This window comes from Rhizobium sp. P40RR-XXII (assembly GCF_012641405.1).
Lineage (GTDB): Bacteria > Pseudomonadota > Alphaproteobacteria > Rhizobiales > Rhizobiaceae > Rhizobium.
This window is the reverse complement of the sequence record NZ_JABAII010000001.1, coordinates 365,886-391,095: the sequence shown is the minus strand read 5'-3', so window position 1 is coordinate 391,095 and position 25,210 is coordinate 365,886. Positions and strand designations below refer to the sequence as shown.

The following is a 25,210-nucleotide window of genomic DNA, read 5'->3' as shown; positions in this document are numbered from 1 at the left end:
ATCGTCGATGGAGGAACGGTTTTCAGGCACCGTTTTGAGGCGCAAGCGAGATGAGAACGCGAAGCGTCCGACCATGGGCGAAATCGGCCTCAATCACTTCGCACCCTATCTGATGAACCGGCTGATGGCGCGCTGGAACGCCAACCTGTCCGAAGAGCTGCGCGAATACGACATGACGACCGCAAAGATGCGTGCGCTCGCCGTTCTCAGCGTATCCTCCAGCGTGACGATCAACGAGCTCTCCGTCTTCGCCGTGACCGAGCAATCGACGATGAGCCGCACCTTGGACTCCCTCGAACAGCAGGGCTATATCCGCCGCCAGCCGCGCGCCGAAGACATGCGCATCCGCGACGTATCGATCACCGAGGAAGGCCGCGCGGCCTTCGAGAAGGTGTGGCCGACCATGTACGACCTGTTCTTGCAGATGTTCGACGGCGTCGAAGAGGCCGAATACCGCACCTTCATCTCGACACTGCACAAGGTGCTGCACAACATCCGCAAGCATGAGATTTGAAGAGGTTGGGGCGCCTATGGCCGCCCGTCCTTCGAGGCATCTTTCCGCTGCGCGTCAAGACGCACCTCAGGATGAGGCGGAGAGATTTTCGCAATCGGCATGAAGGATTAGCCCTCACGATGAGGTGGTGCGCAAGCGCCCTCGAACCGCGAGGGCGGGTGGCCGACCCTGCCTCACAGCGTCTCCACAGTCTTCAACGCACCATCGAGCGCCGCGCCCTTCTCATCCAGAAGGGCCGCCTGTCGCAGCCGCCGCATCCAGGCGGCGCCATCGTCGCGATCGCGCAGCAGCGGCAGGGCCGACATGACGCGATCGAACTTGGAAAGCCCCCGCGCATGCGTATCGGAATAGCCTTTAACGAGGCGGCGGTTACCGAGCACCTCAACCGCGAGATCGTAATTCACGGCCAGCAGATTGGATGCTGCCGCAAGCCAGGCCTCGCGATGCTCCACCTCGCGTAAATGCCGCAAAGTGCCACGTCGGATACGCCGTAGCGCCGAGACCATGTAGAGACCGAAGAACCAGAAGAGCGTGCCGGTCTGAACACGACGGCCCTTGTTGACGAAGCGGTCGAGCCGCGAAAACAGGCGGGGTCTATTCTCGATCCACAAGCCCATGGCCTTCGGCATCGTACCGCAGACCTCATCCATGCGCGGATGCATGTATTCGGTCATGTAGACGACCTGGTCGTCCTTGGCGCCGACCTCCTTGCGAACGCGCTCGAAGCGCGAGCCGCGCACCTTCAGATCGGCAACACGAATGACATCGTCGTAAGCCATGGCAACGGCGACATATTTGGCAGCCTGGACGGTGAAGGCGAAGTCCTTATCCCCGCCGCCGGCCTTGCGGTCGAGCGTATGAAGGGTGGCGACGCGGCTCAGATATTCATCGGCATAGACCGGATCCTGATAGTCGGTCAGTTTCTTGACGCCGGCAAACAGCAGCGGCCAGGCGGCTTCCAGAAATTCTGACCGGATACGATTGACCAGCCGATCGAGCGCCGGATGGCCAGCCGTCTCCGGCAGGGCATCGAAATGCTTCGGCGGCGTTGCGGAAACCGCATCGCGCGGCTTCTCCTTGACGCGGTCGAAAGCGGCATTGAACGCTTTCAGGCTGGGCTCGATACCCTTGCCGCCGGCGCGGATCATCGCCTCGAAAGCCTGCTTACCGAAAGGCAGCGCACCGGAGCCGGCCAGTGCGCCGAACATGGAAGCGGATATCACGCTACCGTTCCGGACGGCCATCGTTTCCATGTCGAAAGCGATGGTGCGTTTGGCGGCGAAATCCGTGGCGTCGACCACCACCTCGGCATTGCCGATACCATCGCCCGGCTTCTCTTTTTCCGCGACCGCAAAGGAGCGATGCGTCGAGGCGATCAGCAGCGTTTTGTCCGGTGTGACCAGACCGCGCAGCACCGAGCGGCCGGCCTCCATCAGCTCGGCCGCCATGACGACATCGACATCACCCGGCGTCGGCATCAGCGAAAAAATCGGCTCGTGACCGTCGCGGGCCGGCAGCATCTCGATATAGTAGATCGTCGCGCCCGTTCGCTGCGCCACGCCGGGCACAGACGTCGTCTGCGCCATCCATCCCTCAGCCTCGGCAAGACCGACGATCCAGTCGGCCAGCACGCCGCCGCCCTGCCCACCCATGGCGAGGATGGCAAGCGACAGCGGCTTGTCCGTCGAAAGCCTGGTAGCGCCAAGATCGCTCATGCTCATATGCTCGTTCATATCGCCCTCTCAATCCGAAAAGACGATACGGCCGGCGCGGCGGCGCGCCTGCAGCCAGCCGATGATGCCGGAACGCATGCGGGCGACGAAGCGATCCCAGCCCGTCGGGTTGTGAATGATGTCGGCACGATAGAAGGAGGGACAGAGCACCGCCGCTTCCGCAACCTCGCCGCAATTACCGCAGCCGACGCAATTATTGTCGATCGCTGCCACAGGATCGTCCTTCAGCGGATCGTCGGTATGCTTGACCGAAAGCGAGGGACAGCCGGAAAGGCGGATGCAGGCGTGATCGCCGGTGCAGACGTCTTCGTCGACGCCAAAGCGCTCCTTGACCATGCGCTTGCCGTCCTTGACCGCCTTGGCGAATTGCGGCTTCACGCGGCGCTGCTTATTGAGCATGCATTCCGAGGAAGCGACGATGATCTTCGGCCCCGGCTCCTTCGAGGTCAGAGCCTCGCGCAACGTGTCGCGCATCTTGCCGACATCATAGGTCCTGTCGATCTGACGCACCCATGTCGCGCCGATGCCCTTCACCGCATTGACGATGGAATTATTGGTCTTGCGGCGCGGATTCAGCGCGCGCGACGACGGTATGTCCTGGCCGCCGGTCGCCGCCGAATAATAATTGTCGACGACGAGGATGACGCCGTCCTGCTTGTTGAAGACGGCATTGCCGACCGAGGTCGCAAGGCCGTTGTGCCAGAAGCCGCCGTCGCCCATGACCGAAATTACGCGCTTGTCGGCCTCGACGTTGAAGGCCGAGGCAGCCGCCGGCCCGAGCCCATAGCCCATGGTCGTGCTGCCCAGATTGAAGGGCGGCAGGATCGAGAAGAGGTGACAGCCGATATCGCCTGATATGTGGTGCTGGCCGAGTTCGCCCTCCACCATCTTCATGGCGGCGAAGATCGGCCGCTCGGGACAGCCGATGCAGAAACCGGGCGGCCGCGGCGGTACGACTTCGGCGAGCGCCTTGATCTTCGGATCGTTGAGGATCGGCGTCGGATCCGGCAGCGGCGGCTGATTGCCGAGCAGCACGCGCTGATGGATTTCCAGGAAGTTCTTGATGCCCTTCATCAGCACCGGCGCGGTATATTCGCCGCCCATCGGCAGCACGTCCTTGCCCGCCACCTTGGTCTGGATATCGCGGCGACGCAGAATGGTGTTGAGGGATTGCTCGATATATTCGGGCGCGCCCTCTTCCACCATCAGCACCGCTTTCTTGCTGGCGCAGAACTCGGCGATCTGATCGTCGACCAGCGGATAGGCGACATTCAGGACATAGAGCGGCACCGCGGAATTGCCGTAGACATCGGCGAGCCCTAGCTGCTGCAGAGCGCGCATGACGCCGTTGTAAGCGCCGCCGAGCAGGATGATGCCGACCTCACCTTCGGAGGGGCCGAAATATTCGTTGAGCTGGCGTTTCCTAATGAAATCGACCGCAGCCGGCCAGCGCTTCTCCAGCTTCTCCTTCTCATGCATGAAGGAAGCCGGCGGCAGCACGATGCGGTTGACGTCGCGAACCGGATTTTCAAGCGCCTGCTTCAGCGTATAGGCGGGACGCTTGTTGTCCTTGGCGACGAACTGGCCATGCACATGACAGCTGCGGATGCCGACCTGCAGCATGACGGGCGTATTCGATACTTCCGACAGTTCGAACCCTTCCTCGACCGCCTGTACGATCGACGGCAGGTTCGGGCGCGGATTGAGCAGCCACATCTGCGATTTCATCGCATAGGCGTGGCTGCGCTCCTGCATGATCGAGGAGCCCTCGCCATAATCCTCGCCGATGATGATGAGCGCGCCGCCGGTGACGCCACCGGAAGACAGGTTGGAAAGCGCATCGGAGGCGACGTTCGTGCCGGCAGTCGATTTCCAGGTAACGGCGCCGCGCACCGGATACATCACGGAGGCGGAGAGCATGGCAGCGGCCGCCGCTTCCGAGGCGGATGTCTCGAAGTGGACGCCCAGGTCCTGCATCACGTCCTTGGCGTCGGCCAGCACGTCCATGAGATGCGAGATCGGCGATCCCTGATAGCCGCCGACATAGGAAACACCGGATTGCAGAAGCGCCTTGGTGATCGCGAGAATACCCTCGCCGCGGAAGATGTCGCCTTCCCCGAGCTTCAGATCCTCGACCTCGCGCGCAAATGATCGCTCGGCCATCGTGTTACCCCTTTGCCCTATGGGCTTCTTTAAATCATTTGCAAAATCATATTTTGAACTTCCTTGAACTGTCAACGAACAATTATCGGATGTCGCTACTGCAATTTGCGATATCGGCTGCGTAACAATAGCGCGCGGCGATGCAGAGCCGTTGGTCAAAGCATCGGTCCAGCATCCAAATATATGCATATGCATAAAATTTATACGGACATACGAAGCCGGCCAAGGAATGAAGGCCGGGATTCTGCGGAAGCACCAGAGAAAGCACTTGCCGCTCCGAAATACATATTTTAAGATTAAAACATTCCGACAATAAATCGCCAGCGGCAGTCGGGCGTCATGCTTTTCTGTCGCTTAACAGGGGAACGGAGTGACCATGACAACGCTTACTCGGCGCGAGGCCCTGAGCCTCGGCGCAGCCGCATTCTTGACTGGGATTTTTGCAGGCAGGACACAGGTGGAAGCCGCCGAAGCCGGCACGCTGACCATCGCCTTCAACGTCAACCTGCCATCCTTCGATCCGACGACCGGCCCGTCCGCCGTCAACCCGACGATCCAGGCGATCTATCGCTCGATCTTCGATCAGTATATCGGCCAGGGACCTGACCTCAAGTTCCAGCCGGGCCTTTTGACCGCCTGGGGCTGGAACGACGACAAGACCAAGGTCTGGATGGACGTCCGCGAGGGCGTGACCTGGCATGACGGCTCCAAGTTCACGCCGGACGATGTCGTCTGGTCGCTCGAGCGCGCCGCCAAGCAGGACACCGGCAACCCGATCCAGTTCATCTGGTCGACGGCCAACAATTACAAGGTGGAAGGCAACCGCATCACCGGCGACGTCGTCCGCTTCGAACCGACCTTCTTCAAATGGATGGCCTTCCTCACCGGCTATGTCCTGCCGAAGGACTATTATACCAAGGTGGGTGCCGAAGGTTTCGAAAAGAAGCCGATCGGCACCGGCCCCTATATGGTCGATGCCTATGAGGGCAATTCCTATCTGCGCCTGAAGGCGAACCCAAACTATTTCGGCGGCAAGCCGGCTTTCGATACCGTCATCTTCAAGTTCGTGCCGGATACGACGAGCCGCGTCGCCGAAATCGAATCCGGCTCCTCCGACGTGACGCTGGAAATCCCCTATGAGGATTTCGACCGGCTGAAGAAGAAGTCAGGGCTATCAGGCGTCACCACCCCGATCTCCGACATCGGCATGATCTTCATCAGCAATGTCGATCCGATGCTCGACAAGAATGTCCGCCTTGCCGCCAATATGGCAATCGACAAGGAAGCGATCATCAAGCGTCTGCTGCGCGGATACGGCAAGCCGCTGTCGACACTGGAGGCGCCGGAATACGAGGCCTACGACGCCTCGATCAAGATCCCCTACGATCCGGAACAGGCCAAGAAGCTTCTGGCCGCCAGCGGTTATTCACCGGAAAAGCCGGTGAAGTTCGGCATCAAGACCACCCGCGGCTTCAAGCCGAAGGATTACGAGATGATCCAGGCGATCGTCGGCATGTGGCGCAAGGTCGGCATCCAGGCTGAAATCGAAGTCTACGAAATCGCCAAGCACTACGAACTGCGCGCCGCCCACCAGCTCGGCCCGACCGCCTTCTATAACTGGGGCAATGCCATCGGCGACCCGACGACCTCGACCGGTTTCGCCATGTTCGGCCCGTCGCCGCACTCGGCCTGGAAAACCAAGGATGTCGACGACATGCTGGGGCCGCTCTGGGTGGAAAAGGACGAGGCAAAGCGCATTGCCGGCTGGAAGGCGGCGATCAAATACATCGCCGAGCAGGGCTATGTGATCCCGCTGCTGCAATATGCCCAGCCGATCGTCTACAAATCGAGCCTGAAGGTCACACCGAACGTCTCCGGCGCCCTGCAGCCGACGTTGGTTTCGAAGGCTTGATGGCTCGGGCTTGAGTATGTGGCTGCCCCTCACCCTAGCCTCTCCCCGTTTTGACGGGGAGAGGGGACGACCTCTGTACCCTCGTCTGGAAAGGCGCTCGGAAGGAAGGCTGTGGGTGTCTATCCCCTTCTCCCCGTCAAAACGGGGAGAAGGTGGCCGATAGGCCGGATGAGGGGCCGGCACGTTCCATGTTATAGTCAGCACATGCGATCGGAACTCATAACGCATGATAGCAGTCTCCATTCTCAACCGGCTGATCATGGCCGCGATTACCCTCTTCGGCGTGGCGGTGATCGTCTTCGTCCTGCTGCGCGTCGTGCCGGGCGATCCCATCGCCATGATGATCTCACCGGGCGCAAGCCCTGCCGACATCGCCGCGCTCCGCGCCCATTACGGGCTCGATGCAAGCCTCACGACCCAATTCTGGCTCTGGCTGAAATCGGTTCTGACCGGTGACTTTGGGACATCGATCTCCTTGAAGCGTGATGTATTATCTCTCTTGGGAGAACGCCTCCCGGCGACGCTGGAACTCGCCTTCGCAGCCCTCGCACTCGCGGTTCTTCTCGGCGGCACGGTCGCCATCGTCGGTACGCTTGCCCGCCGCACGATTTTCGAGCCTGTAATCGATAGCCTGAACGGCCTTTTCCTCGCCGTGCCGGATTTCGTCTGGGCGCTGGCGCTTGTTCTTGTCCTCGGCGTTCTTTTTCCGCTTTTCCCGCTCTCCGGCCGCATCGATCCAAGCATCGACGCGCAATTCGCGACGCCCTTCTATCTCCTTGAAAGCCTGGTGACGCTTCGCTTCGGCATTTTCGCCGACATCAGTGCGCATATGGTCATGCCGGTCCTGGCCCTTGGCCTGCCGCTGGCGGCCATCATTGCCCGCGTGCTGAAGGCCGCACTCTCCGAGGCCATGGTGCAGGATTATATCCTGCTCGCCAAGCTCAAGGGCATGTCCGAGCTGCGGCTCGTGCTGCAGGAGGCGCTGCGCAATGCCGTCGGTCCGACGATTGCGCTGACCGGCGTGCAATTCACCTTCCTGATCGGCGGCACCGTCATTGTCGAGCGCATCTTCGCCTATCCCGGTATCGGCAACATGGCGATCGATGCGGTCATCAATCGCGACCTGCCGCTGATCCAGGGGCTGGTGCTGGTCTTCGGCGCCCTCTTCATTCTCGTCAATCTGGCGGTCGATCTTCTGGTCGCAGCCTTCAATCCGAGGCTCGCCCATGGCTGACGTCACCTTGCCCGCCATGCCACGACCACCATCCAGGATGGCGAAGCGCGTCCGGGCGTTGCTCTCCGAGCCGAAGGTGATCTTCGGCGGCGGTTTCATTCTCATTCTCATTATCCTCGCAATCTTTGCCCCTTATATCGCGCCGAAAGACCCGCTGGAGCAGGACCTCATGTCCGGCACCTTGCCGCCGGCGTGGATCGACGGCTCCGATCCCGGCTTCCTGCTTGGCACGGACGATCTTGGCCGCGATGTGCTGTCCCGCGCCATCTTCGGCACGCGCATCGCTCTGACAGTCGCCTTCGTCGCGGCCGGGCTCGCGGCCTTCATCGGCACGCTGCTCGGCCTTCTCGCCGGCTGGTACGGCGGCTGGATCGACAAGGTGATCTCCCGCCTCGTCGATATCTGGATGGCCTTCCCGCCGGTGCTGCTGTCGATCCTGCTCGTGGCCGTGTTCGGCTCCGGCGTCCATTCGGTGATCGCCGCCATCGTCATCATCGACTGGACGCGCTTCTGTCGTGTCGTGCGCTCGGAAACCCAGGCACAGGCGCGGATGGATTATGTGACCGCAGCCCATACGATCGGCTTTTCGCGGGAGAGAATCCTCTTCAGCGAAATCCTGCCCAATGTGACGCCGGTGCTGATCGCCCTCGTCAGCCTGGAAATGGGCATCGCCGTCATTGTCGAAGCCATCCTGTCCTTCGTCGGCCTATCCGTTGCATCCGATACGCCAACCTGGGGCGGCATGATCGCCGAGGGACGGCAGATGATCTATCAGGGATGGTGGGTGCTGGTCGTGCCGCTGATCGCGCTCTTTGCGACGGTGCTTGCTTTCAATCAGCTTGGCGACGGCCTGCGCCGCGCCCTCGATCCGGTGATGCGCCGATGACATCTCCACTTCTCTCGATTATCGGCCTCAACGCCGCATCCGACCGCGACGGCGGCGCGCCCATCCTGCGCGATGTCTCCGTCACACTGGAGCGCGGCGAGGTACGCGGCCTCGTCGGCGAAAGCGGTGCCGGCAAGTCGACCATCGCCAAGGCCCTGCTCGGCATCCTGCCGCGCGGCGTCCGCATCACCGGCGGCTCGATCCTCTTCGAGAACCGCAACCTATTGGCTCTCTCCAGTAAAGAGCTGCGCGACATCATGGGTAGCGACATCTCGCTGATCCCGCAGGACCCACAAACGGCGCTCAATCCCGGCAGGCGCATTGAGGCGCAACTGACCGACGGCCTGCGATTGAAGCGAGGCCTGTCGTCAAGCGGTGCCCGGCAGCGCGCGCTGAAACTGCTGGAGGAAGTACATATCCGCGATCCCGAACGCGTGCTGCGCGCCTATCCCCATGAATTGTCCGGCGGCATGCGCCAGCGCATCCTGATCGCCGCCGCCTTCGCACTGGAGCCGAAACTGGTCGTCGCCGACGAGCCGACCACGGCGCTCGACGTCACCGTGCAGAAGCAGATTCTGCGGCTAATCCGCGGCCTGCAGGAAGCGCACGGCACCGCCGTCATCTTCGTCACACACGATCTCGGCGTCGTCGCCCAGATCTGCGACAGCGTGACCCTGCTCTATGCCGGCAAGGTGATCGAAGAGGGGCGCACGGGCGACGTGCTTGCGCATCCCCAACATATCTACACCAAATCTTTGATATCGGCCGGGCCGCGCTACGACCGGCCGGATGCCGGGCTGACACCGGTGCCGCAGGCCGTCTTCGAGCAATTGCGCCGCGAAATCGGCATTCCGGAGGGCGGCCGATGAGTGGTTCCGATAATCTCCTGTCCGCCAGGGGCATCGAGATCACCTATGGTGCCAAGCCGCATCTCTTTGGACCTCCGGGCCACGGCATCAAAGTGCTGCGCGGCGTCGACATCGATATCCGTCGAGGCGAGACCGTGGGAATCGTCGGCGAAAGCGGTTCTGGCAAGACGACGCTCGGCCGTGCGCTGCTGCGGCTGGTCGACGTCACCGCGGGCAGCATCCATTTCGACGGCAGGGACATCACCCGTCTGCCTGATACCGACATGCGGCCACTGCGCCGCCGCATGCAGATGATCTTCCAGGATCCGATGGCCTCGCTCAATCCGCGCCACACGATCCGCCGCATCCTGGTCGAGCCGTTGCTGTTGCATCGGCTGGCTTCAGACCGGAAAGAGGCCGAACGCCACGTCGCTGAAATCCTCGAGCGGGTGATGCTGCCGCAGGCCTGCCTCGATCGCAATCCGCATGAGCTTTCCGGGGGCCAGCGCCAGCGCATCGGCATCGCTCGCGCCGCGCTGCTCAGGCCGGACTTCGTGCTCGCCGACGAGATCGTCTCGGGCCTCGACGTATCGACCCAGGCACAGGTGCTCAATCTGCTGAAGGAGCTTTCGCGCGACCTCGGCCTGTCCATGGCCTTCATCAGCCATGACCTCTCGGTCATCCGCGCCATCTGCGACCGCGTCTACGTGATGCGCCGCGGCCGAGTGGAAGAGGAAGGTAACTGTGAGCGCGTCTTCACCGCACCTGCCTCCGCCTATACGCGCATGCTGCTCGACGCCATTCCTCTGCCGGAGATCGACCCGCGCTGGCTCGGACGCGAGAGCCTGATTGAAGAAGTATCCGATGCCTGAATAGCCGCCCGAAGGGGGCGTAAAGCTGTCACTTAAACCGCAGTAAGAACGCAACAGCATCGGCATACAGAAAGGGAGCCACTATGAAATACCCTGTGTCAACAGCGACAAAAGCCGGCGGGCTTCCAGGTCTTCGTGGTCACGACCATACGGGGCTTACCGTGCCGGACATGAAGCAGGCGGTCGATTTCTTCGAGAACGTTCTCGGCTGCGAGGTCATCATGTCGTTCGGACCGTTTGCCGACGATAAGGGTACCTTCATGACCGATCTGCTCGGCGTCGATCCCAGGGCTGAAATAAAGCAGATAACGCAAGTTCGGTGCGGTTTCGGATCGAACATAGAACTGTTCGAATACTCAGCTCCGGATCAGCGGGACCTCAAGCAGAAGAACAGCGACATCGGTGCGTTTCATATCTCGCTTTACGTTGACGATATTGATGCGGCAAAGGCTCATCTGGACAGCAAGAACATTGAAACGCGGTTGGGGCCGTTGCCAATCACAGAAGGCCCGGCAGCTGGCCAGTCGATCCTTTACTTCCAGGCACCGTGGGGTCTGCAATTGGAGGCAATCAGCTATCCCAAGGGCATGGCCTACGAAAAAGATGCCGAAACCGTGCTGTGGAATCCGAAAGATCCCGGTAAGTGATCTCGAGCGGGAAAACGTCGCCTGGCGGTATCCTTAGCTACGCAGGCGGAAGCGCTGTATCTTGCCCGATTCCGTCTTCGGCAGAGCCTCGACGAAGACGATGGAGCGCGGATATTTGTAGGGCGCGATGACGGCCTTCACATGATCCTGCAGCGCCTTGACCAGCAGATCCGATCCGGTGACACCTGACACCAGCACGACATGCGCCTGCACGATGTGACCTCGCTCCTCGTCCGGCTTGCCGATGACGGCGCATTCGAGCACATCGGCATGCGAAAGAAGCGCTGCCTCGACTTCCGGTCCGGCAATATTGTAGCCGGCGGAAAGAATGATGTCGTCCGAACGCGCGGCGAAGTGGAAATAGCCTTCCTCGTCCTGAACGAAACTGTCGCCCGTCAGGTTCCAGCCATCGCGCACATAGTCGGCCTGCCTGTGGTCGGCGAGATAGCGGCAGCCGATCGGCCCGCGAACGACGAGCTTGCCGATCGTGCCGCTGGGAACCTCGTTCATCTCGTCATCGACGACACGGGCCTCATAGCCGGTCAGCGGCTTGCCCGTGCAATTCGGCCGGACGTCGGAAAGACGGTTGGAGATGAAGATGTGCAGCAACTCGGTCGAGCCGATTCCGTCGAGGATCGGCTTGCCGGTCTTGCGCGTCCACTCTTCGAAGATCGGTCCCGGCAGCGTTTCGCCGGCGGAAACCGCAATCCGCAGCGATGAAAGATCGGCCCCCTCGTCCATTGCCGCCAGCATGGCGCGATAGGCCGTCGGCGCGGTGAAGCTGATGGTCGCGCCATATTCCTGGATGATCTCGACCATGTTCTTCGGCGACGCGTTTTCCAGCAAGGCCGTCGACGCGCCGAAACGCAAGGGGAAGACGACCAGGCCGCCAAGCCCGAAGGTGAAGGCGATCGGCGGCGAACCGATGAAGACGTCATCCGGCGTGACCTGCAGCACTTCCCTGGCATAGGCATCGGCGATGATCAGGATATCCCGATGAAAATGCATGGTCGCCTTGGGCACACCCGTCGATCCCGAGGTGAAACCGAGCAGCGCCACATCGTCCCGCCCGGTTTTGACCGGTTCGAAGCGCACCGGCTTGTTGAGCGCGATCCTGTCGAGTTCGGCATCGTGATTGGCGGTGCCATCGAAGCCGACCACCTGCTTCAGGAAACGGCTGTCCTTGGCGGCAGCGACGAGTTCCTCCACCAGCCTGGTATCGCAGAGCGCGAACGAGATTTCCGCCTTGTCGATGATCTTCGAAAGCTCGCCCGCCCGTAGCATCGGCATGGTGTTGACCGCGACGGCTCCGACCTTCGTCACCGCCAGCCAGCAGGCGATCATGGCGGGATTGTTTCCGGAGCGGATGAGCACGCGATTGCCGGGCTTGACGCCGAAATTCTCGATGAGCGCGTGGGCGATGCGATTGGTCCAGTCCGCCAGTTCCTTATAGGTGCGGCGACGGCCGTTGCCGATCAGCGCGACGTTGTCGCCAAAACCCTTCTCGACCATGCGGTCGCTGAGCTCGAAACCGGCATTCAGCCATTCCGGATAGTCGAAACCATCCATCCGCAGCTCGGGCCATTCGTCAAAAGGCGGCAGATTGTCTCGCGTGAATGTATCGGTATGGCCGGTCGGTCCCAGCATTGCCTTGCTCCCGCATTCCTATCGTTCAAAGCCACCGTCGCCGCTTTCCCCAGCGGCACATGCAGCGTTGTCAAAAAGGATCGCACCGAAGCCCGCAATGTTCAAGCAAGAAATTTTAAGCCTAAACTATTTTTGGATTTCCATTGATTTAAAATAACAATTTTCAGTTTTTACGATATTGTGATCATCTGCTATCCGCATATCCCGGCAGGAAAAGCCTTGACGAATGACGGCGACGAGATATTTTAAACTTAAATGATTTTGAAATCGGCTCCGGCCGGACGAGGAGGGAAAAGCGATGCGCATCGTCTGTATCGGCGGCGGCCCCGCAGGGCTCTACTTCGCGCTTCTGATGAAGAAGCTCCATCCCGAGCATTCGATCCACGTCGTCGAGCGCAACCGCCCCTATGATACTTTCGGCTGGGGCGTCGTCTTCTCCGACGCGACCATGATTTCGATGCGGGAATGGGATCCCGAAAGTGCTGCCGAAATCGAGGACGCCTTCAACCATTGGGACGATATCGAGGTTCTGTTCAAGGGTACGCGCCAGCGTACATCGGGCCACGGCTTCGTCGGCATCGGCCGCAAGAAACTTTTGAATATCCTGCAGAAGCGCTGCGAGGCGCTCGACGTCGAGCTGATCTTCGAAACCGACGTCAATTCCGATCTGGATTACCCGGACGCCGATCTGATCATCGGCTCGGACGGCCTCAATTCCAGGATTCGCAATCATTATCCCGAAGTCTTCCAGCCGGATATGATCACACGGCCGAACCGCTATATCTGGCTCGGCACGAACAAGCTTTTCGACGCCTTCACCTTCGATTTCCGCCGTACGGATCACGGCTGGTTCCAGGCGCATATCTACAAGTTCGACGACAAGACCTCGACCTTCATCGTCGAGACGACGGAAGAGGCCTATCTCGCCCACGGCCTCGACAAGATCGACCAGGACGGCTCCATAGCCTTCTGCGAAAACCTGTTCTCCGAAGTGCTCGAAGGCGCTTCGCTCATGACCAATGCGCGCCATATCCGCGGCTCGGCCTGGCTGAACTTCAACCGCTTGATCTGCGGCAAGTGGAGCCATTTCAACGGCGATTCCCATGTCGTGCTGATGGGCGATGCCGCGCACACCGCGCATTTCGCCATCGGCTCCGGCACCAAGCTCGCCATCGACGATGCGATCGAACTCACCCGGCAGTTCCAGATCCACGGGCACGAGAAGGATAAGATTCCGGCCGTCCTTGAGACCTACGAGGAAATCCGCCGCGTCGACGTCGCCCGCATTCAGAACGCCGCTCGCAATGCGATGGAATGGTTCGAAGTCGTCGGACGCCGCTATGCCGATACGCTCGAGCCGCCGCAATTCATGTATTCGATGCTGACCCGCTCACAGCGTATCAGCCACGAAAATCTGAGGCTCCGCGACAAGACCTGGCTCGAGGGCTATGAGCGCTGGTTCGCCGAGAAATCCGGCCTTGCCGTCGGCAACGACCGGTGCCTGCCGCCGATGTTCACGCCCTATCGCCTGCGTGATGTCCAGCTCGTCAACCGCATCGTCATGTCGCCGATGGCGATGTATTCGGCCGCGGACGGTGTGATGAACGATTTCCACATCGTCCATCTCGGCTCGCGCGCGCTTGGGGGCGCCGGTTTGATCTTCGCGGAAATGACCTGCGTCACCCCGGATGCCCGTATCACGCCCGGCTGCCTCGGCCTCTGGAACGAGGCGCAGGTCGCTCAGTGGAAGCGCCTCGTCGACTTCGTTCACATGAACAGCGCCGCCAAGGTCGGCGTCCAGATCGGCCATGCCGGCCGCAAGGGCGCGACGAAGCTCGCCTGGGAAGGCATCGACCAGCCGCTTGCCGAAGGCGACTGGCCGCTAATCTCCGCATCGGCAATCCCTTACCTCAAGAACAGCCAGGTGCCGAAGGCCATGGACCGCGCCGACATGGAGCGCGTCAAGGCCGACTTCATCCGATCGACGCGGCTCGCGATCGAGACCGGCGCGGACTGGCTGGAACTGCATTGCGCCCATGGCTATCTGCTATCGAGTTTCCTGTCGCCCTTGACCAACTTGCGCGACGACGAGTACGGCGGGAGCCATGAAAACCGCGCCCGCTATCCGCTGGAAATCTTCAAGGCGATGCGCGCAATCTGGCCGGCGGACAAGCCGATCTCCGTACGCCTCTCCTGTCATGACTGGACCGATGGCGGCAATACGCCGGAAGATGCGGCGATCTTCGCCCGCATGTTCAAGGAAGCCGGCGCCGACCTGATCGATTGCTCATCGGGCCAGGTATCGAAAGAAGAAAAACCGGTTTATGGCCGCCTGTTCCAGACGCCCTTCTCCGACAAGATCCGCAACGAAATCGGCATCCCCACCATCGCCGTCGGTGCGATCTCGGAGGCCGATCATGCCAATTCGATCATCGCCGCCGGCCGCGCCGATCTTTGCGCCGTCGCCCGCCCGCATCTGGCGGATCCGGCCTGGGCGCTGCATGAAGCCGCCAAGATCGGCCTGACTTCCATTCCCTGGCCGAAGCAATATGTTTCCGGCAAGACGCAGTATGAAACCAACCTCGCCCGCGCGGCCACCGCTGCACCGGCGAAATGAGGATGAGATGACGACTTCGGGCAAACTCGCCGGCCGTCACGCGCTTGTCACCGGGGCCGGCAGCGGCATTGGGGCCGCGATCGCCAAGGCGCTGGCCGCCGAGGGCGCGCGCGTCAGCCTGGCCGGTCGCCGCAGGGAGCCATTGGAGGCGGTCGTGGCCGAGATCGGCGCCCATGGGTTCGTTATCGACGGCTTCGATGTCACCAGCCCCGACGCCGTGGCGCAAGGCCTCGCCAAAGCACGCGAAAAATTCGGCCCGGTCGATATCCTCGTCAACAATGCCGGCGAAGCACCGAGCGCGCCCTTCGAGAAGACGACGCTGGAGGCCTGGAACCATGTCCTTACGGTCGACCTGACCGGTGTTTTTGTGGTGACGCAGGCAGTCCTCCCCGACCTGAAAGCTCGTGGCACCGGCGCGCGCATCATCAATATCGCCTCGACGGCCGGTCTGAAGGGTTATGGCTACGTCTCAGCCTACGTGGCCGCCAAGCATGGCGTCGTCGGCCTCACCCGCTCGCTGGCGCTGGAACTGGCGAAGACCGGCATCACAGTGAATGCCGTCTGCCCCGGCTTTACCGATACGCCGATCATCCAGCGCTCGATCGAGACGATCATCGCCAAGTCAGGGCGCACCGCCGAGCAGGCGCTTGGCGAATTCACAAAATCCAATCCGCAGGGACGGCTGATAAAGCCGGAAGAGGTTGCCGACACCGTGCTGTGGCTGGCCTCGCCGGCTGCGGCGTCGATCAATGGACAGGCAATCGCGGTTGCTGGTGGGGAGATTTGAGGGATGAGCGAACGCGACATGACGATGAAGGGCCATCTGAAGCCCTTTAAGGATTTGAAGCCGGAGCACTTCCTCTGGGAGGTCAGCGAAGACGGCCGCGTCGCCACCATCCGCCTGAACCGCCCGGAACGTAAGAATCCACTAACCTTCGACAGCTATGCCGAACTGCGCGATCTCTTCCGCGATCTCGCCTATGCCTCCGATATCCGCGCCATCGTGCTGACGGGCGCGGGCGGCAATTTCTCCTCCGGCGGCGATGTCTTCGAAATCATCGAGCCGCTGACCCGCATGGCCATGCCCGAGCTTCTGGCTTTCACGCGCATGACCGGCGATCTCGTCAAGGCGATGCGCAAATGCCCGCAACCGATCATTTCAGCAGTCGACGGCATCTGCGCCGGCGCCGGCGCCATCCTTGCCATGGCCTCCGATCTGAGGCTGGCGACGCCGGAGGCCAAGACGGCTTTTCTCTTCACCCGCGTCGGCCTTGCCGGTGCCGACATGGGCGCTTGCGGCATCCTGCCCCGCATCATCGGCCAGGGCCGCGCCGCCGAGCTTCTCTTTACCGGCCGCGCGATGACAGGAGCGGAAGGACAAGCCTGGGGCTTTTACAACGGCCTGCACGCCAGTGCCGATCTGGAGCAGGAAGCGGTCAAGCTCGCCCGCTCGCTGGCCGACGGCCCCTGGTTCGCCCATGGCATGACCAAGACCATGCTGAACCAGGAATGGGCGATGGGCATCGATGAGCTGATCGAATCCGAGGCGCAGGCCCAGGCGATCTGCATGGCGACGCAGGATTTCCGCCGCGCCTTCGAGGCTTTCGCCGCCAAGCGCCGGCCGGAATTCCAGGGGGATTGAACGGATGTCCAAGGCAAGCAGCCTCCCCGGCCCGACACGCGATCATCTGGACTGGCCCTTCTTCGGGGAGCGCCATCACCGCTTCACAGCCGAGGTCGATGCCTTCGCAAAGTCCGGCGTTATGGCGTCGATCGATCATGCCGATGTCGATGGCGCATGCCGGAAGCTGGTCAAGGCACTGGGCGAAGCCGGACTCCTGACCGCCGCTACAGGCTCGTCCGACAGCGAACCGCTGATCGATTCCCGTATGGTCTGCCTCGCCCGCGAAACGCTAGCCTGGCATGACGGCCTTGCCGATTTCGCCTTTGCCATGCAGGGCCTCGGCACCGGCGCGATCGGCCTCTCCGGCTCGCCGGAATTGCGCTCGGCCGTTTTGCCCAAGGTGCGCTCCGGCGATTGGCTCGCCGCCTTCGCGCTGTCGGAGAAGTATGCCGGCTCCGATGTGGCCGCGATGAGCTGCGCTGCTCGTCTCGACGGCGATCACTATGTTCTCGATGGCGAGAAGACTTGGATTTCCAATGGCGGCATCGCCGATGTCTACACCGTCTTCGCCCGCACCGGCGAAGCGCCGGGAACCCGCGGCATTTCCGCCTTCGTCGTCTACGCCGACGATCCCGGCTTCTCGATTGCCGAACGCATCGAGGTGATTGCGCCGCATCCGCTGGCGACGATCCGCTTCGACAATTGCCGCATCCCCGCATCGCGCCGTCTCGGCACACCCGGCGAAGGCTTCAAGATCGCCATGCGCACGCTCGATATCTTCCGCGCTTCGGTCGCCGCTGCCGGCCTCGGCTTTGCCCGCCGCGCGCTGGACGAGTCGTTAGCGCATGTCCGCACGCGGCCGATGTTCGGCGCGGCACTCGCCGACCTTCAGTTGACGCAGGCCGCCCTCGGCGATATGGCGACCGGCATCGACGCGGCGGCATTGCTCACCTATCGGGCAGCCTGGCGTCGCGACGTGCAGCGCTTGCCGACGACACGCGAGGCGGCCATGGCCAAGATGACGGCGACGGAAACCGCGCAGAGCGTCATCGACCGCGCCGTCCAGCTCTTTGGCGGACGCGGCGTGAAATCAGGCGAGATAACGGAAAAACTCTATCGGGAGATCCGCGCGCTTCGCATCTATGAAGGTGCGACGGAGGTTCAGAAACTCATCGTCGCGCGCGAACTTTTGAAGGCCTAGAGCAATTCCAGGAAAAGTGCGAAGCGGTTTTCCTGGAATTGCGTGAACAAAGAAATTGAGCGGTTCAGTGCTAACTGGAAACACTGAACCGCTCTAATGGGAGATTGAGAGCATGAGCCGCGAGATTTTCGACTGGGCCGACCCGTTCCGGCTGCCCGAGCAACTGAGCGACGACGAACGCATGGTGCTGGATACCGCGCATTCCTACGCGCAGGAAAAGCTCAGCCCCCGCGTCCTCGAAGCCTTCCGCCACGAAAAGACCGATCCGGCGATCTTCCGCGAAATGGGCGAGCTCGGCCTTCTCGGCCCGACGATTTCTCCGGAATACGGCGGCGCCGGCCTCAGCTATGTCGCCTACGGCCTGATCGCCCGCGAAGTCGAACGCGTCGACAGCGGCTATCGCTCGATGATGAGCGTTCAGTCCTCGCTTGTCATGGTACCGATCGAGACCTTCGGCTCGGACGCGCAGAAGCAGAAATATCTGCCGAAGCTCGCGACGGGCGAATGGATCGGCTGCTTTGGCCTCACCGAACCGAACCACGGCTCCGATCCCGGCTCGATGGTCACGCGGGCGAAGAAGGTCGACGGCGGCTACAGCCTGACGGGCGCCAAGACCTGGATCTCGAACGCACCGATCGCCGATGTCTTCGTCGTCTGGGCAAAGACCGAGGATGGCCTCATCCGTGGCTTCATTCTCGAAAAGGGCTGGAAAGGCCTGTCGGCGCCCGCGATCCACGGCAAGGTCGGACTTCGCGCGTCGATCACCGGCGAAGTCGTGATGGACAATGTCTTCGTGCCCGAAGAAAACCTGATGCCGAACGTCTCCGGCCTCAAAGGCCCCTTCACCTGCCTCAACTCGGCGCGCTTCGGCATCGCCTGGGGTGCGCTTGGTGCCGCCGAGGATTGCTATGCCAGGGCACGCCAATATGTGCTCGACCGCAAGCAGTTCGGCCGTCCCCTTGCCGCCAACCAACTCATCCAGAAGAAGCTTGCCGATATGGTGACCGAGATCACGCTCGGCCTGCAGGGCTGCCTGCGTCTCGGCCGCATGAAGGAAGAAGGCCATCCGCCTGTCGAACTCACCTCCATCCTCAAGCGCAATAGCTGCGGCAAGGCGCTGGATATCGCCCGCGCGGCGCGCGACATGCTCGGTGGCAATGGTATTTCCGATGAGTTCGGCATCGCGCGTCATCTCGTCAACCTCGAAGTGGTCAACACCTATGAGGGCACGCACGATATCCACGCCCTCATCCTCGGCCGTGCCATCACCGGCATCGCCGCCTTTTCGAACTGAGGCCCGCCTTGGCGTTCAAAACCACCAGACCCCTGCGTTTCGGAGATTGCGATCCCTCCGGGATCGCCTATTTCCCCTCCTACCTGAACATCCTCGTCGGGGTGCTGGAAGACTATTTCGCTTCGATTGGTTTTTCCTGGCGAAAGCTGATCGACGACCGCGGCATCGGTGTCCCCACCGTGCGGCTCGATCTGACCTTCATGAAGCCGGGCTTGCAGGGTGACGAACTCGAATTCGTGCTGACGGTGCGCGGCATCGGTCGCTCCTCGCTCGACCTGGAACATCAGGTCTCGGCGAATGGCCATGTGTTGTGGACGGCTACGCATCGCGTCGTCGCCACCTCCCTCGACAACAATAAATCCATTGCATGGCCGGATGATATCCGCGCCGTGCTGACCTCTCATCTGGAGACGACCGATGCACACCATCCTGCAACCTGAAGGCTGGGCCAAGCCGATCGGCTATGCCAATGGCATGGCGGCGACGGGCCGCATGGTGTTCGTCGGCGGCCAGGTCGGCTGGAATGCCGCCTGCCAATTCGAAAGCGATGATTTCGTGGAGCAGGTGCGCCAGACATTGAAGAATGTCGTTGCCATCCTGGCCGAAGGCGGTGCTGAACCGAAGCATATCACCTCGATGACCTGGTATTTCACCGACAAGCAGGAATATCTCGGCAATCTGAAGGGTCTCGGCCAGGCCTATCGCGAGATTATCGGCCGGCACTTCCCGGCCATGGCCGCCGTACAGGTCGTCGCCCTCGTCGAGGATCGCGCCAAGATCGAAATCCAGGCAACCGCCGTCATCCCGGAATAATATCGGAAGGCTGATAAGATCATGTCGGCATTGCGCTTTTCGGATACCATCTCGGCGGAATTGACCGACGGGATCCTCGTTGTCACCATAGACAATGCGCCCGTCAACACTCTTTCCGCCGATGTCAGGGCCGGTCTGATGGCGGTGCTTGATCACGCCGAGAAAGACGGCGCGGTCACCAGCGTCGTTCTCACTGGCGCGGGCAGCACCTTCATCGGTGGCGCCGACATCAAGGAATTCGGCAAGCCATCGGTCGAGCCATTGCTGCCCGATATCATCACTCGTATCGAAGCCTTTCCGAAGCGCGTTATCGCAGCGATCAATGGTGCAGCCCTCGGCGGCGGCCTGGAAGTGGCGCTTGCCTGCCATCGCCGCCTTGCCGCGCCGGCTGCGAAGCTGGGCCTGCCGGAAGTCAAGCTTGGCATCGTGCCCGGTGCCGGCGGCACGCAGCGCCTGCCGCGGCTCATCGGCATCGCCGCCGCCATCGACATGATCGCCAACGGCCGCGTCGTCTCCGCCGCCGAAGCGCTCAAGCTCGGCATCGTCGATGACATACCCAACGGCGAGCTGATCGCCGAGGCCAGAACCACCGTCACCGCCCCCATGCGCCGCACGGGATTGCTGGCGGTTCCTTCGGAGGCCTCGGAAACAATCGCCAAAGCAGCGGCGGACGCATTAAGCAAGGCCCGCGGCCAGCGTGCACCCGCCGAAGCTGTCCGCCTCGTACGCTTGGCGGCTACCGCCCCCCTTTCGGAAGGGCTTGCCGAAGAGCGCCGCACATTCGTCGAACTCCGTGACAGCGACGAGGCCGCCGCCTTGCGCCATGTCTTTTTCGCCGAACGTGCCGCCGGCAAGGTCGCGGGGCTTGAGACCGTCGCTCCACGCAAGATCGAAACCGTCGGCATCGTCGGCACCGGCCTGATGGGGTCGGGTATCGCCGTCTCCGCACTCAACGGCGGCTATCGCGTCATCGGCATCGAGCAGAATGCCGCGGCAGCCGAAAAGGGCCGCGAACGGATCGCCGAGCTGCTCGACAAGGCAGTGCAAACCGGACGCCTCGATACGGCCGGCCGAGAGGACCGTCTCGGCCGGTTGACGGTCACCGCCGATACGCAGCAGCTAGTGCAGGCCGATATCGTCATCGAAGCCGTCTTCGATGATCTCGCCGTCAAGACCGAGCTGTTCCAACGCCTTGACGGCATCGTCCGCGCCGATACGATTCTCGCAACCAATACGAGCTATCTCGATCCCGAAGCCATTGCCGCTGCCACAGAGCTGCCGGAGCGTGTCGTCGGGCTGCATTTCTTCTCGCCGGCCAATATTATGCGACTGCTGGAAGTGGTGAACTGCAAGGAGACGGCGCCCGACGTGCTGGCGACAGCCCTTGCCCTCGCAAAACGGCTGGGTAAGCTGCCTATCATCTCAGGCGTCACCGAAGGCTTCATCGGCAATCGCGTCTTTTCCGCCTATCGCCGCGAAGCGGAATACATGGTGGAGGATGGCGCCTCGCCGCAGGAGATCGATACGGCTCTGGAAGCCTACGGCTTCCCGATGGGGCCATTTGCCGTCTTTGACATGGCGGGACTGGAAATTGCCTGGGCACGCCGCAAGCGGCAAGCGGCAATCCGTGATCCGGCGGAGCGTTACGTCGTCATCGCCGACCGGCTCTGCGAAGCCGGACGCTTCGGCCAGAAGACCGGGCGTGGCTGGTATGCCTATCCCGACGGCAAACGGACTGTCGATCCCGAGGTAACAGCCATGATCGAAGCCGCGCGCGCGGAGAAAGACATCGTGCCGAAACACTTCACGGCGGACGAGATCGCCGCCCGGCTCCTGAAAGCCATGGCCGACGAAGGCGAACTGCTGCTCTCGGAAGGCATCGCCGCGCGCGCAAGCGATATCGACCTCGTCATGATCAACGGCTACGGCTTTCCCGCCAGCAAGGGTGGCCCGATGTTTGCCGCCGATCGCCGCTGAGAGCGCTTCCGGTGGACGGTCAGGCGGCCGAAGACAGCAGCGTGAACAGTTCCTGCGGCCGCTTGACACCGCGCAGCGCATAGCGGCCGACGGAAACGAGATCGTTGCTCTCCTGGCCCGACAGCGCCTCAACGAAATTTGCCGACATCAGGATGTTGCGGTCGGCCGATCGGCACATCGAGGCGATGCGGCTGACTTCATTGACGGCCGGGCCGATGACGGTGAAATCAAGCCGGTCCATGCTGCCGATATTGCCGTAGAAGACGTCGCCGATGTGCAGGCCGAGATAGACCTCCGTCACGGGCCGGCCCTCGATCTGCCGCTGCGAGTTGAGGTCGCGCAGCCGCTGGCGCAGTAGCGATTCCGCCATCAGCGCGGCGGCGCAAGCGTCGGCGGAATTCCTGGCCTTGAAAATCGCCAGCGTGCCGTCACCGATCAGCTTCAGCACATTGCCGCCAGCTTCATGGATCGAGGAAATGACCGCATCGGCGTAAGCATTCAGCATCGGGATGATTTCATCCGGCTCGGCTGTATCCGAGATGCGCGTGTAGTTGGCGAGATCGGAAAACCAGAGCGCCGCCGAAATCCGCTCCGTCTTGCCGCGCGTGATCTTGCCCTCAAGGACATGCCGGGCCGCATCTTCGCCGAGATAGACCTCGGCAATGGTACGGGCGATGCGGCTCATGCCCGTGCACTTGATCGCCAGCGCCAGGGCCGGCGTCAGCTTGCGCAGCACGCGCAGATCTTCGTCCGGAAAGCCCATTTCCGCAGCCGTGGCGAAGTTGGAATAGAAGCAATCCATCTCGCCGATCGTGCCGCCCTCTTCGAAGCGGTGCACCATCGCGATATAGTCGGTGTGGCCATCTGCCAACAGCGTATCGAGCCCGTAGAAATCCGTCGGTTCGCCAAAGCCGATCCGTCGGCGCACTTCGTCCTCACCGGTCGTCAACATGTGATAGAAGGCGGAACGCTGCCAGTTTTCGGAGGCGATCCCCTGATGTGTCGGGCCGTATTCGAACTCACGTTCGATCACCTGATTGCCATCCCAGCGGAAGGCACGCCCTTCATAGACCGGATGCAGCGTATCCATCAGCGCCATGGCCCGATCAAGGTTCAGGCCATGCAGACGGCACTGCTCGCAGAAACCCGAGAGGATATCGACTTCAGTCATCCCCTTGAGACCGGCCTGCATGAGCCAGCTGGCAATTTCGCCAATGTCCTTCGCGTCCATGGATATCTCCCGACCCTCTGAAGGATTCGCTTTAGTACGAAACGTGTACACTTGGAATGCCGTACTGCACAAATAGTCTCGACGAACGTAAGTCATCGCCGCTCCTGTGGCACAGAAGCGGCGATTTGACACGCTGGAAGGTGACGGCGAAGCTTCAACCCTGGATATGGGGCTTCAGCAAATCCTCCAGCCCGATCCGCCGGAAGAGTTCCGCGCGAACCCGGTCGGCAACACCATTGACGATCTCAGCACCATCCTCGGAAGGATCTATATGGGTACGGAAGGGGCGCGTGCCAAACGGCATGTCGACGACTTCGACGATCGTGGTCGCGACCGAGGCGGCATCGGCATCCGCCGGCTCCAGCGAGGCAAGCCCCTTCAGCGCCTGATCGGGAACGCCGGCATAAGGGCCGTTGTCATATTCAGCGGCACGGGCCTTGTCGGCCGGGGAGCCGGAATGGGCGAAGTGGTTCGTGCCTTTCGTGAAGGCGCCGGGCACGATGATCGCGGTTTCGATGCCCCAGCGCGCCAGCTCCGAAGCATAGGAAACGGCAAGCGAGTCCATGGCGGCCTTGGCTGCGAAGTAAGGCGACAGATAGGGCGGCGTGCCGCCGCGCGTGCTGGACGAGGAGACCCAGACGACTAGCCCCTCGCCTTCCTTGCGCATGTGTGGCAGGACGGCGCGATTGACGCGCTGGGTGCTGAGTACGTTGATATCGTATAACTCGGCGAACTGCTCGGGCGTGAAGGCCTCGGCCGGGCCGAAGGACATGTGACCCGCATTATGGATGACGGTATCGATGCGACCCTGCTCAGCGATAACAGCGGCAATGCCGGCTTCTACGGAAGCATCCGATGCGACATCGAGTTCGACGGTTCTGAGATCGACGCCGTTTTCCTCGGCAAATGCCGCCGCTGCGGCAACCTGCACCGCGTTGCGCCCCTTGGTTTCGCGGATGCCGGCATAGACCGTGTGGCCTGCCTCGGCGAGAGCGCGTGCCGTCAGAGCGCCGAAGCCGCTCGATGCACCGGTAATAACGATGACTTGCTTGCTCATGATCCTGTTCCTTTGCTGGATCGGCCGTTGTTGACGATCGATGGGCTGGGGGGTCGGCGACAGGCACTACCCTGCGCCTCATTGGCTCAGATCATGCCGCCATTGGCGCGCAGCGTCTGGCCGTTGATCCAGCCGCCGTCCGGGCCGACAAGGAAGGAAACGGCAGCGGCAATATCCTGCGGTGTGCCGAGCCGTTCCAGCGGGTTCATCCTGGCCATGCGGTCGATGAGTTCGTCGCTCTTGCCGTTCAGGAAGAGATCTGTGGACGTCGGGCCGGGAGCAACCGCATTGACCGTGATCGAGCGACCGCGCATCTCCTTCGCCATGATGCCGGTCATAAGCTCGACCGCTGCCTTCGTCGCGGCATAGACGCCATAGGTTTCGAGCTTGAGGCCGACGATGCTGGTCGAGAAGTTGACGATGCGGCCGCCGTCACGCAGGCGCTTGCCGGCTTCGCGCAGCGCATTGAACGTGCCCTTGAGATTGATGGCGATATGGCGGTCGAAATGCGCGTCGTCGGCATCGGTAATCTTGGCGAGCTGCATGATGCCGGCATTGTTGACGAGGACATCGACACCGCCGAAGGCTGCCTCGGCCGCATCGAACATGCGGCGCACTGCATCCACATCAGAGACATCGGCTTTCGCGGTCAGCGCCTTGCCGCCCTTTTCCTCGATCTTGCGAGCGAGTTCCTCGGCGGCGGCTTCGCTGCCGGAATAGTTGATGACAACAGTGAGGCCGTCTTCGGCCAGACGCTCGGCGATCGCGGCGCCGATGCCGCGGGATGCGCCGGTAACGATTGCTACCTTGTTGGAATTGCTGCTCATTTTCCTCATCCTTTCGTTGCTCTGCGCCGTAGCGCGTTTCGATGAGGAGAAGATGTCCCTTTTCATCGGGCGGATAATCAGCCATTAATCGGCATCACTATCCGAAATTGGCG

The 25,210-nt window shown here is 61.8% G+C and carries 21 protein-coding genes; 15 read left to right on the top strand and 6 right to left on the bottom strand.

The genetic code is table 11. The features are described 5' to 3' along the window. The first annotated feature begins 7 nt into the window (after positions 1–7). Positions 8–514 carry a MarR family winged helix-turn-helix transcriptional regulator gene (locus tag HGP16_RS01890; protein ID WP_168838319.1) on the top strand — a complete coding sequence of 169 codons (507 nt, stop codon included), beginning with the start codon at positions 8–10 and terminating at the stop codon, positions 512–514. A gap of 173 nt (positions 515–687) precedes the next feature. On the opposite strand, the gene HGP16_RS01885 is transcribed toward HGP16_RS01890, so the two are convergent. Continuing rightward, positions 688–2,247: an indolepyruvate oxidoreductase subunit beta family protein gene (locus HGP16_RS01885; RefSeq protein WP_205926340.1), complete on the bottom strand. Its 1,560-nt coding sequence runs from the start codon at positions 2,245–2,247 to the stop codon at positions 688–690. A 9-nt stretch (positions 2,248–2,256) separates the two neighbouring features. Continuing rightward, positions 2,257–4,410 carry an indolepyruvate ferredoxin oxidoreductase subunit alpha gene (locus HGP16_RS01880; protein ID WP_168838318.1) on the bottom strand — a complete coding sequence of 718 codons (2,154 nt, stop codon included), beginning with the start codon at positions 4,408–4,410 and terminating at the stop codon, positions 2,257–2,259. Positions 4,411–4,786: 376 nt separating this feature from the next. Here HGP16_RS01880 and HGP16_RS01875 point away from each other — a divergent pair, with 376 nt between their 5' ends. The 6 genes from HGP16_RS01875 to HGP16_RS01850 all read left to right on the top strand — a co-directional run bounded on the left by HGP16_RS01875 (position 4,787) and on the right by HGP16_RS01850 (position 10,809). Then, positions 4,787–6,322: an ABC transporter substrate-binding protein gene (locus HGP16_RS01875; protein WP_168838317.1), complete on the top strand. Its 1,536-nt coding sequence runs from the start codon at positions 4,787–4,789 to the stop codon at positions 6,320–6,322. A gap of 226 nt (positions 6,323–6,548) precedes the next feature. Continuing rightward, positions 6,549–7,556 (top strand): ABC transporter permease, encoded by a 1,008-nt coding sequence (locus HGP16_RS01870; RefSeq protein ID WP_168838316.1) that lies wholly within the window; start codon positions 6,549–6,551, stop codon positions 7,554–7,556. After that, a complete protein-coding gene (locus HGP16_RS01865; RefSeq protein ID WP_168838315.1) occupies positions 7,549–8,442 on the top strand; it encodes an ABC transporter permease in 894 nt (297 codons plus the stop codon). Before HGP16_RS01870 ends, HGP16_RS01865 begins: the two co-directional genes overlap by 8 nt. Beyond that, entirely contained in the window at positions 8,439–9,311 is an 873-nt protein-coding gene (locus HGP16_RS01860) for an ABC transporter ATP-binding protein (protein WP_168838314.1), read from the top strand. Before HGP16_RS01865 ends, HGP16_RS01860 begins: the two co-directional genes overlap by 4 nt. Then, a complete protein-coding gene (locus HGP16_RS01855) occupies positions 9,308–10,162 on the top strand; it encodes an ATP-binding cassette domain-containing protein (protein ID WP_168838313.1) in 855 nt (284 codons plus the stop codon). Before HGP16_RS01860 ends, HGP16_RS01855 begins: the two co-directional genes overlap by 4 nt. A gap of 83 nt (positions 10,163–10,245) precedes the next feature. Further along, the gene (locus tag HGP16_RS01850; RefSeq protein ID WP_168838312.1) at positions 10,246–10,809 is read left to right on the top strand and encodes a VOC family protein; all 564 of its coding nucleotides are present in this window, start codon (positions 10,246–10,248) and stop codon (positions 10,807–10,809) included. Positions 10,810–10,842: 33 nt separating this feature from the next. Here the strand turns inward: HGP16_RS01850 and HGP16_RS01845 are convergent, their stop codons facing one another. Further along, positions 10,843–12,456 (bottom strand): AMP-binding protein, encoded by a 1,614-nt coding sequence (locus HGP16_RS01845; protein ID WP_168838311.1) that lies wholly within the window; start codon positions 12,454–12,456, stop codon positions 10,843–10,845. Positions 12,457–12,754: 298 nt separating this feature from the next. Here HGP16_RS01845 and HGP16_RS01840 point away from each other — a divergent pair, with 298 nt between their 5' ends. From HGP16_RS01840 to HGP16_RS01805, 8 genes are all read left to right on the top strand, one after another. Continuing rightward, the gene (locus HGP16_RS01840; protein WP_168838310.1) at positions 12,755–15,073 is read left to right on the top strand and encodes a bifunctional salicylyl-CoA 5-hydroxylase/oxidoreductase; all 2,319 of its coding nucleotides are present in this window, start codon (positions 12,755–12,757) and stop codon (positions 15,071–15,073) included. A 7-nt stretch (positions 15,074–15,080) separates the two neighbouring features. Continuing rightward, on the top strand, positions 15,081–15,860 hold the full coding sequence (locus HGP16_RS01835; RefSeq protein ID WP_168838309.1) for an SDR family NAD(P)-dependent oxidoreductase: 780 nt from the start codon (positions 15,081–15,083) through the stop codon (positions 15,858–15,860). 3 nt (positions 15,861–15,863) lie between these two features. After that, positions 15,864–16,715: an enoyl-CoA hydratase family protein gene (locus HGP16_RS01830; protein WP_168838308.1), complete on the top strand. Its 852-nt coding sequence runs from the start codon at positions 15,864–15,866 to the stop codon at positions 16,713–16,715. Between the two features lie 4 nt (positions 16,716–16,719). After that, positions 16,720–17,898 carry an acyl-CoA dehydrogenase family protein gene (locus tag HGP16_RS01825; RefSeq protein ID WP_168838307.1) on the top strand — a complete coding sequence of 393 codons (1,179 nt, stop codon included), beginning with the start codon at positions 16,720–16,722 and terminating at the stop codon, positions 17,896–17,898. Positions 17,899–18,010: 112 nt separating this feature from the next. Next, the gene (locus HGP16_RS01820) at positions 18,011–19,192 is read left to right on the top strand and encodes an acyl-CoA dehydrogenase (RefSeq protein ID WP_168838306.1); all 1,182 of its coding nucleotides are present in this window, start codon (positions 18,011–18,013) and stop codon (positions 19,190–19,192) included. An 8-nt stretch (positions 19,193–19,200) separates the two neighbouring features. Further along, a complete protein-coding gene (locus tag HGP16_RS01815) occupies positions 19,201–19,632 on the top strand; it encodes a thioesterase family protein (protein WP_168838305.1) in 432 nt (143 codons plus the stop codon). Beyond that, positions 19,610–20,005, top strand: a complete 396-nt coding sequence (locus tag HGP16_RS01810; protein ID WP_120664857.1) for a RidA family protein — start codon at positions 19,610–19,612, stop codon at positions 20,003–20,005. The genes HGP16_RS01815 and HGP16_RS01810 overlap by 23 nt, the downstream gene beginning before the upstream one ends. Positions 20,006–20,026: 21 nt before the next feature. After that, positions 20,027–21,982 (top strand): 3-hydroxyacyl-CoA dehydrogenase NAD-binding domain-containing protein, encoded by a 1,956-nt coding sequence (locus tag HGP16_RS01805; RefSeq protein WP_168838304.1) that lies wholly within the window; start codon positions 20,027–20,029, stop codon positions 21,980–21,982. 19 nt (positions 21,983–22,001) lie between these two features. On the opposite strand, the gene HGP16_RS01800 is transcribed toward HGP16_RS01805, so the two are convergent. The 3 genes from HGP16_RS01800 to HGP16_RS01790 form a co-directional block, all read right to left on the bottom strand. After that, positions 22,002–23,213 carry an adenylate/guanylate cyclase domain-containing protein gene (locus HGP16_RS01800; RefSeq protein WP_168838303.1) on the bottom strand — a complete coding sequence of 404 codons (1,212 nt, stop codon included), beginning with the start codon at positions 23,211–23,213 and terminating at the stop codon, positions 22,002–22,004. A 154-nt stretch (positions 23,214–23,367) separates the two neighbouring features. Then, on the bottom strand, positions 23,368–24,270 hold the full coding sequence (locus HGP16_RS01795; RefSeq protein ID WP_168838302.1) for an SDR family oxidoreductase: 903 nt from the start codon (positions 24,268–24,270) through the stop codon (positions 23,368–23,370). Between the two features lie 86 nt (positions 24,271–24,356). Then, on the bottom strand, positions 24,357–25,097 hold the full coding sequence (locus HGP16_RS01790) for an SDR family oxidoreductase (RefSeq protein ID WP_168838301.1): 741 nt from the start codon (positions 25,095–25,097) through the stop codon (positions 24,357–24,359). Between the last annotated feature and the right edge of the window lie 113 nt (positions 25,098–25,210).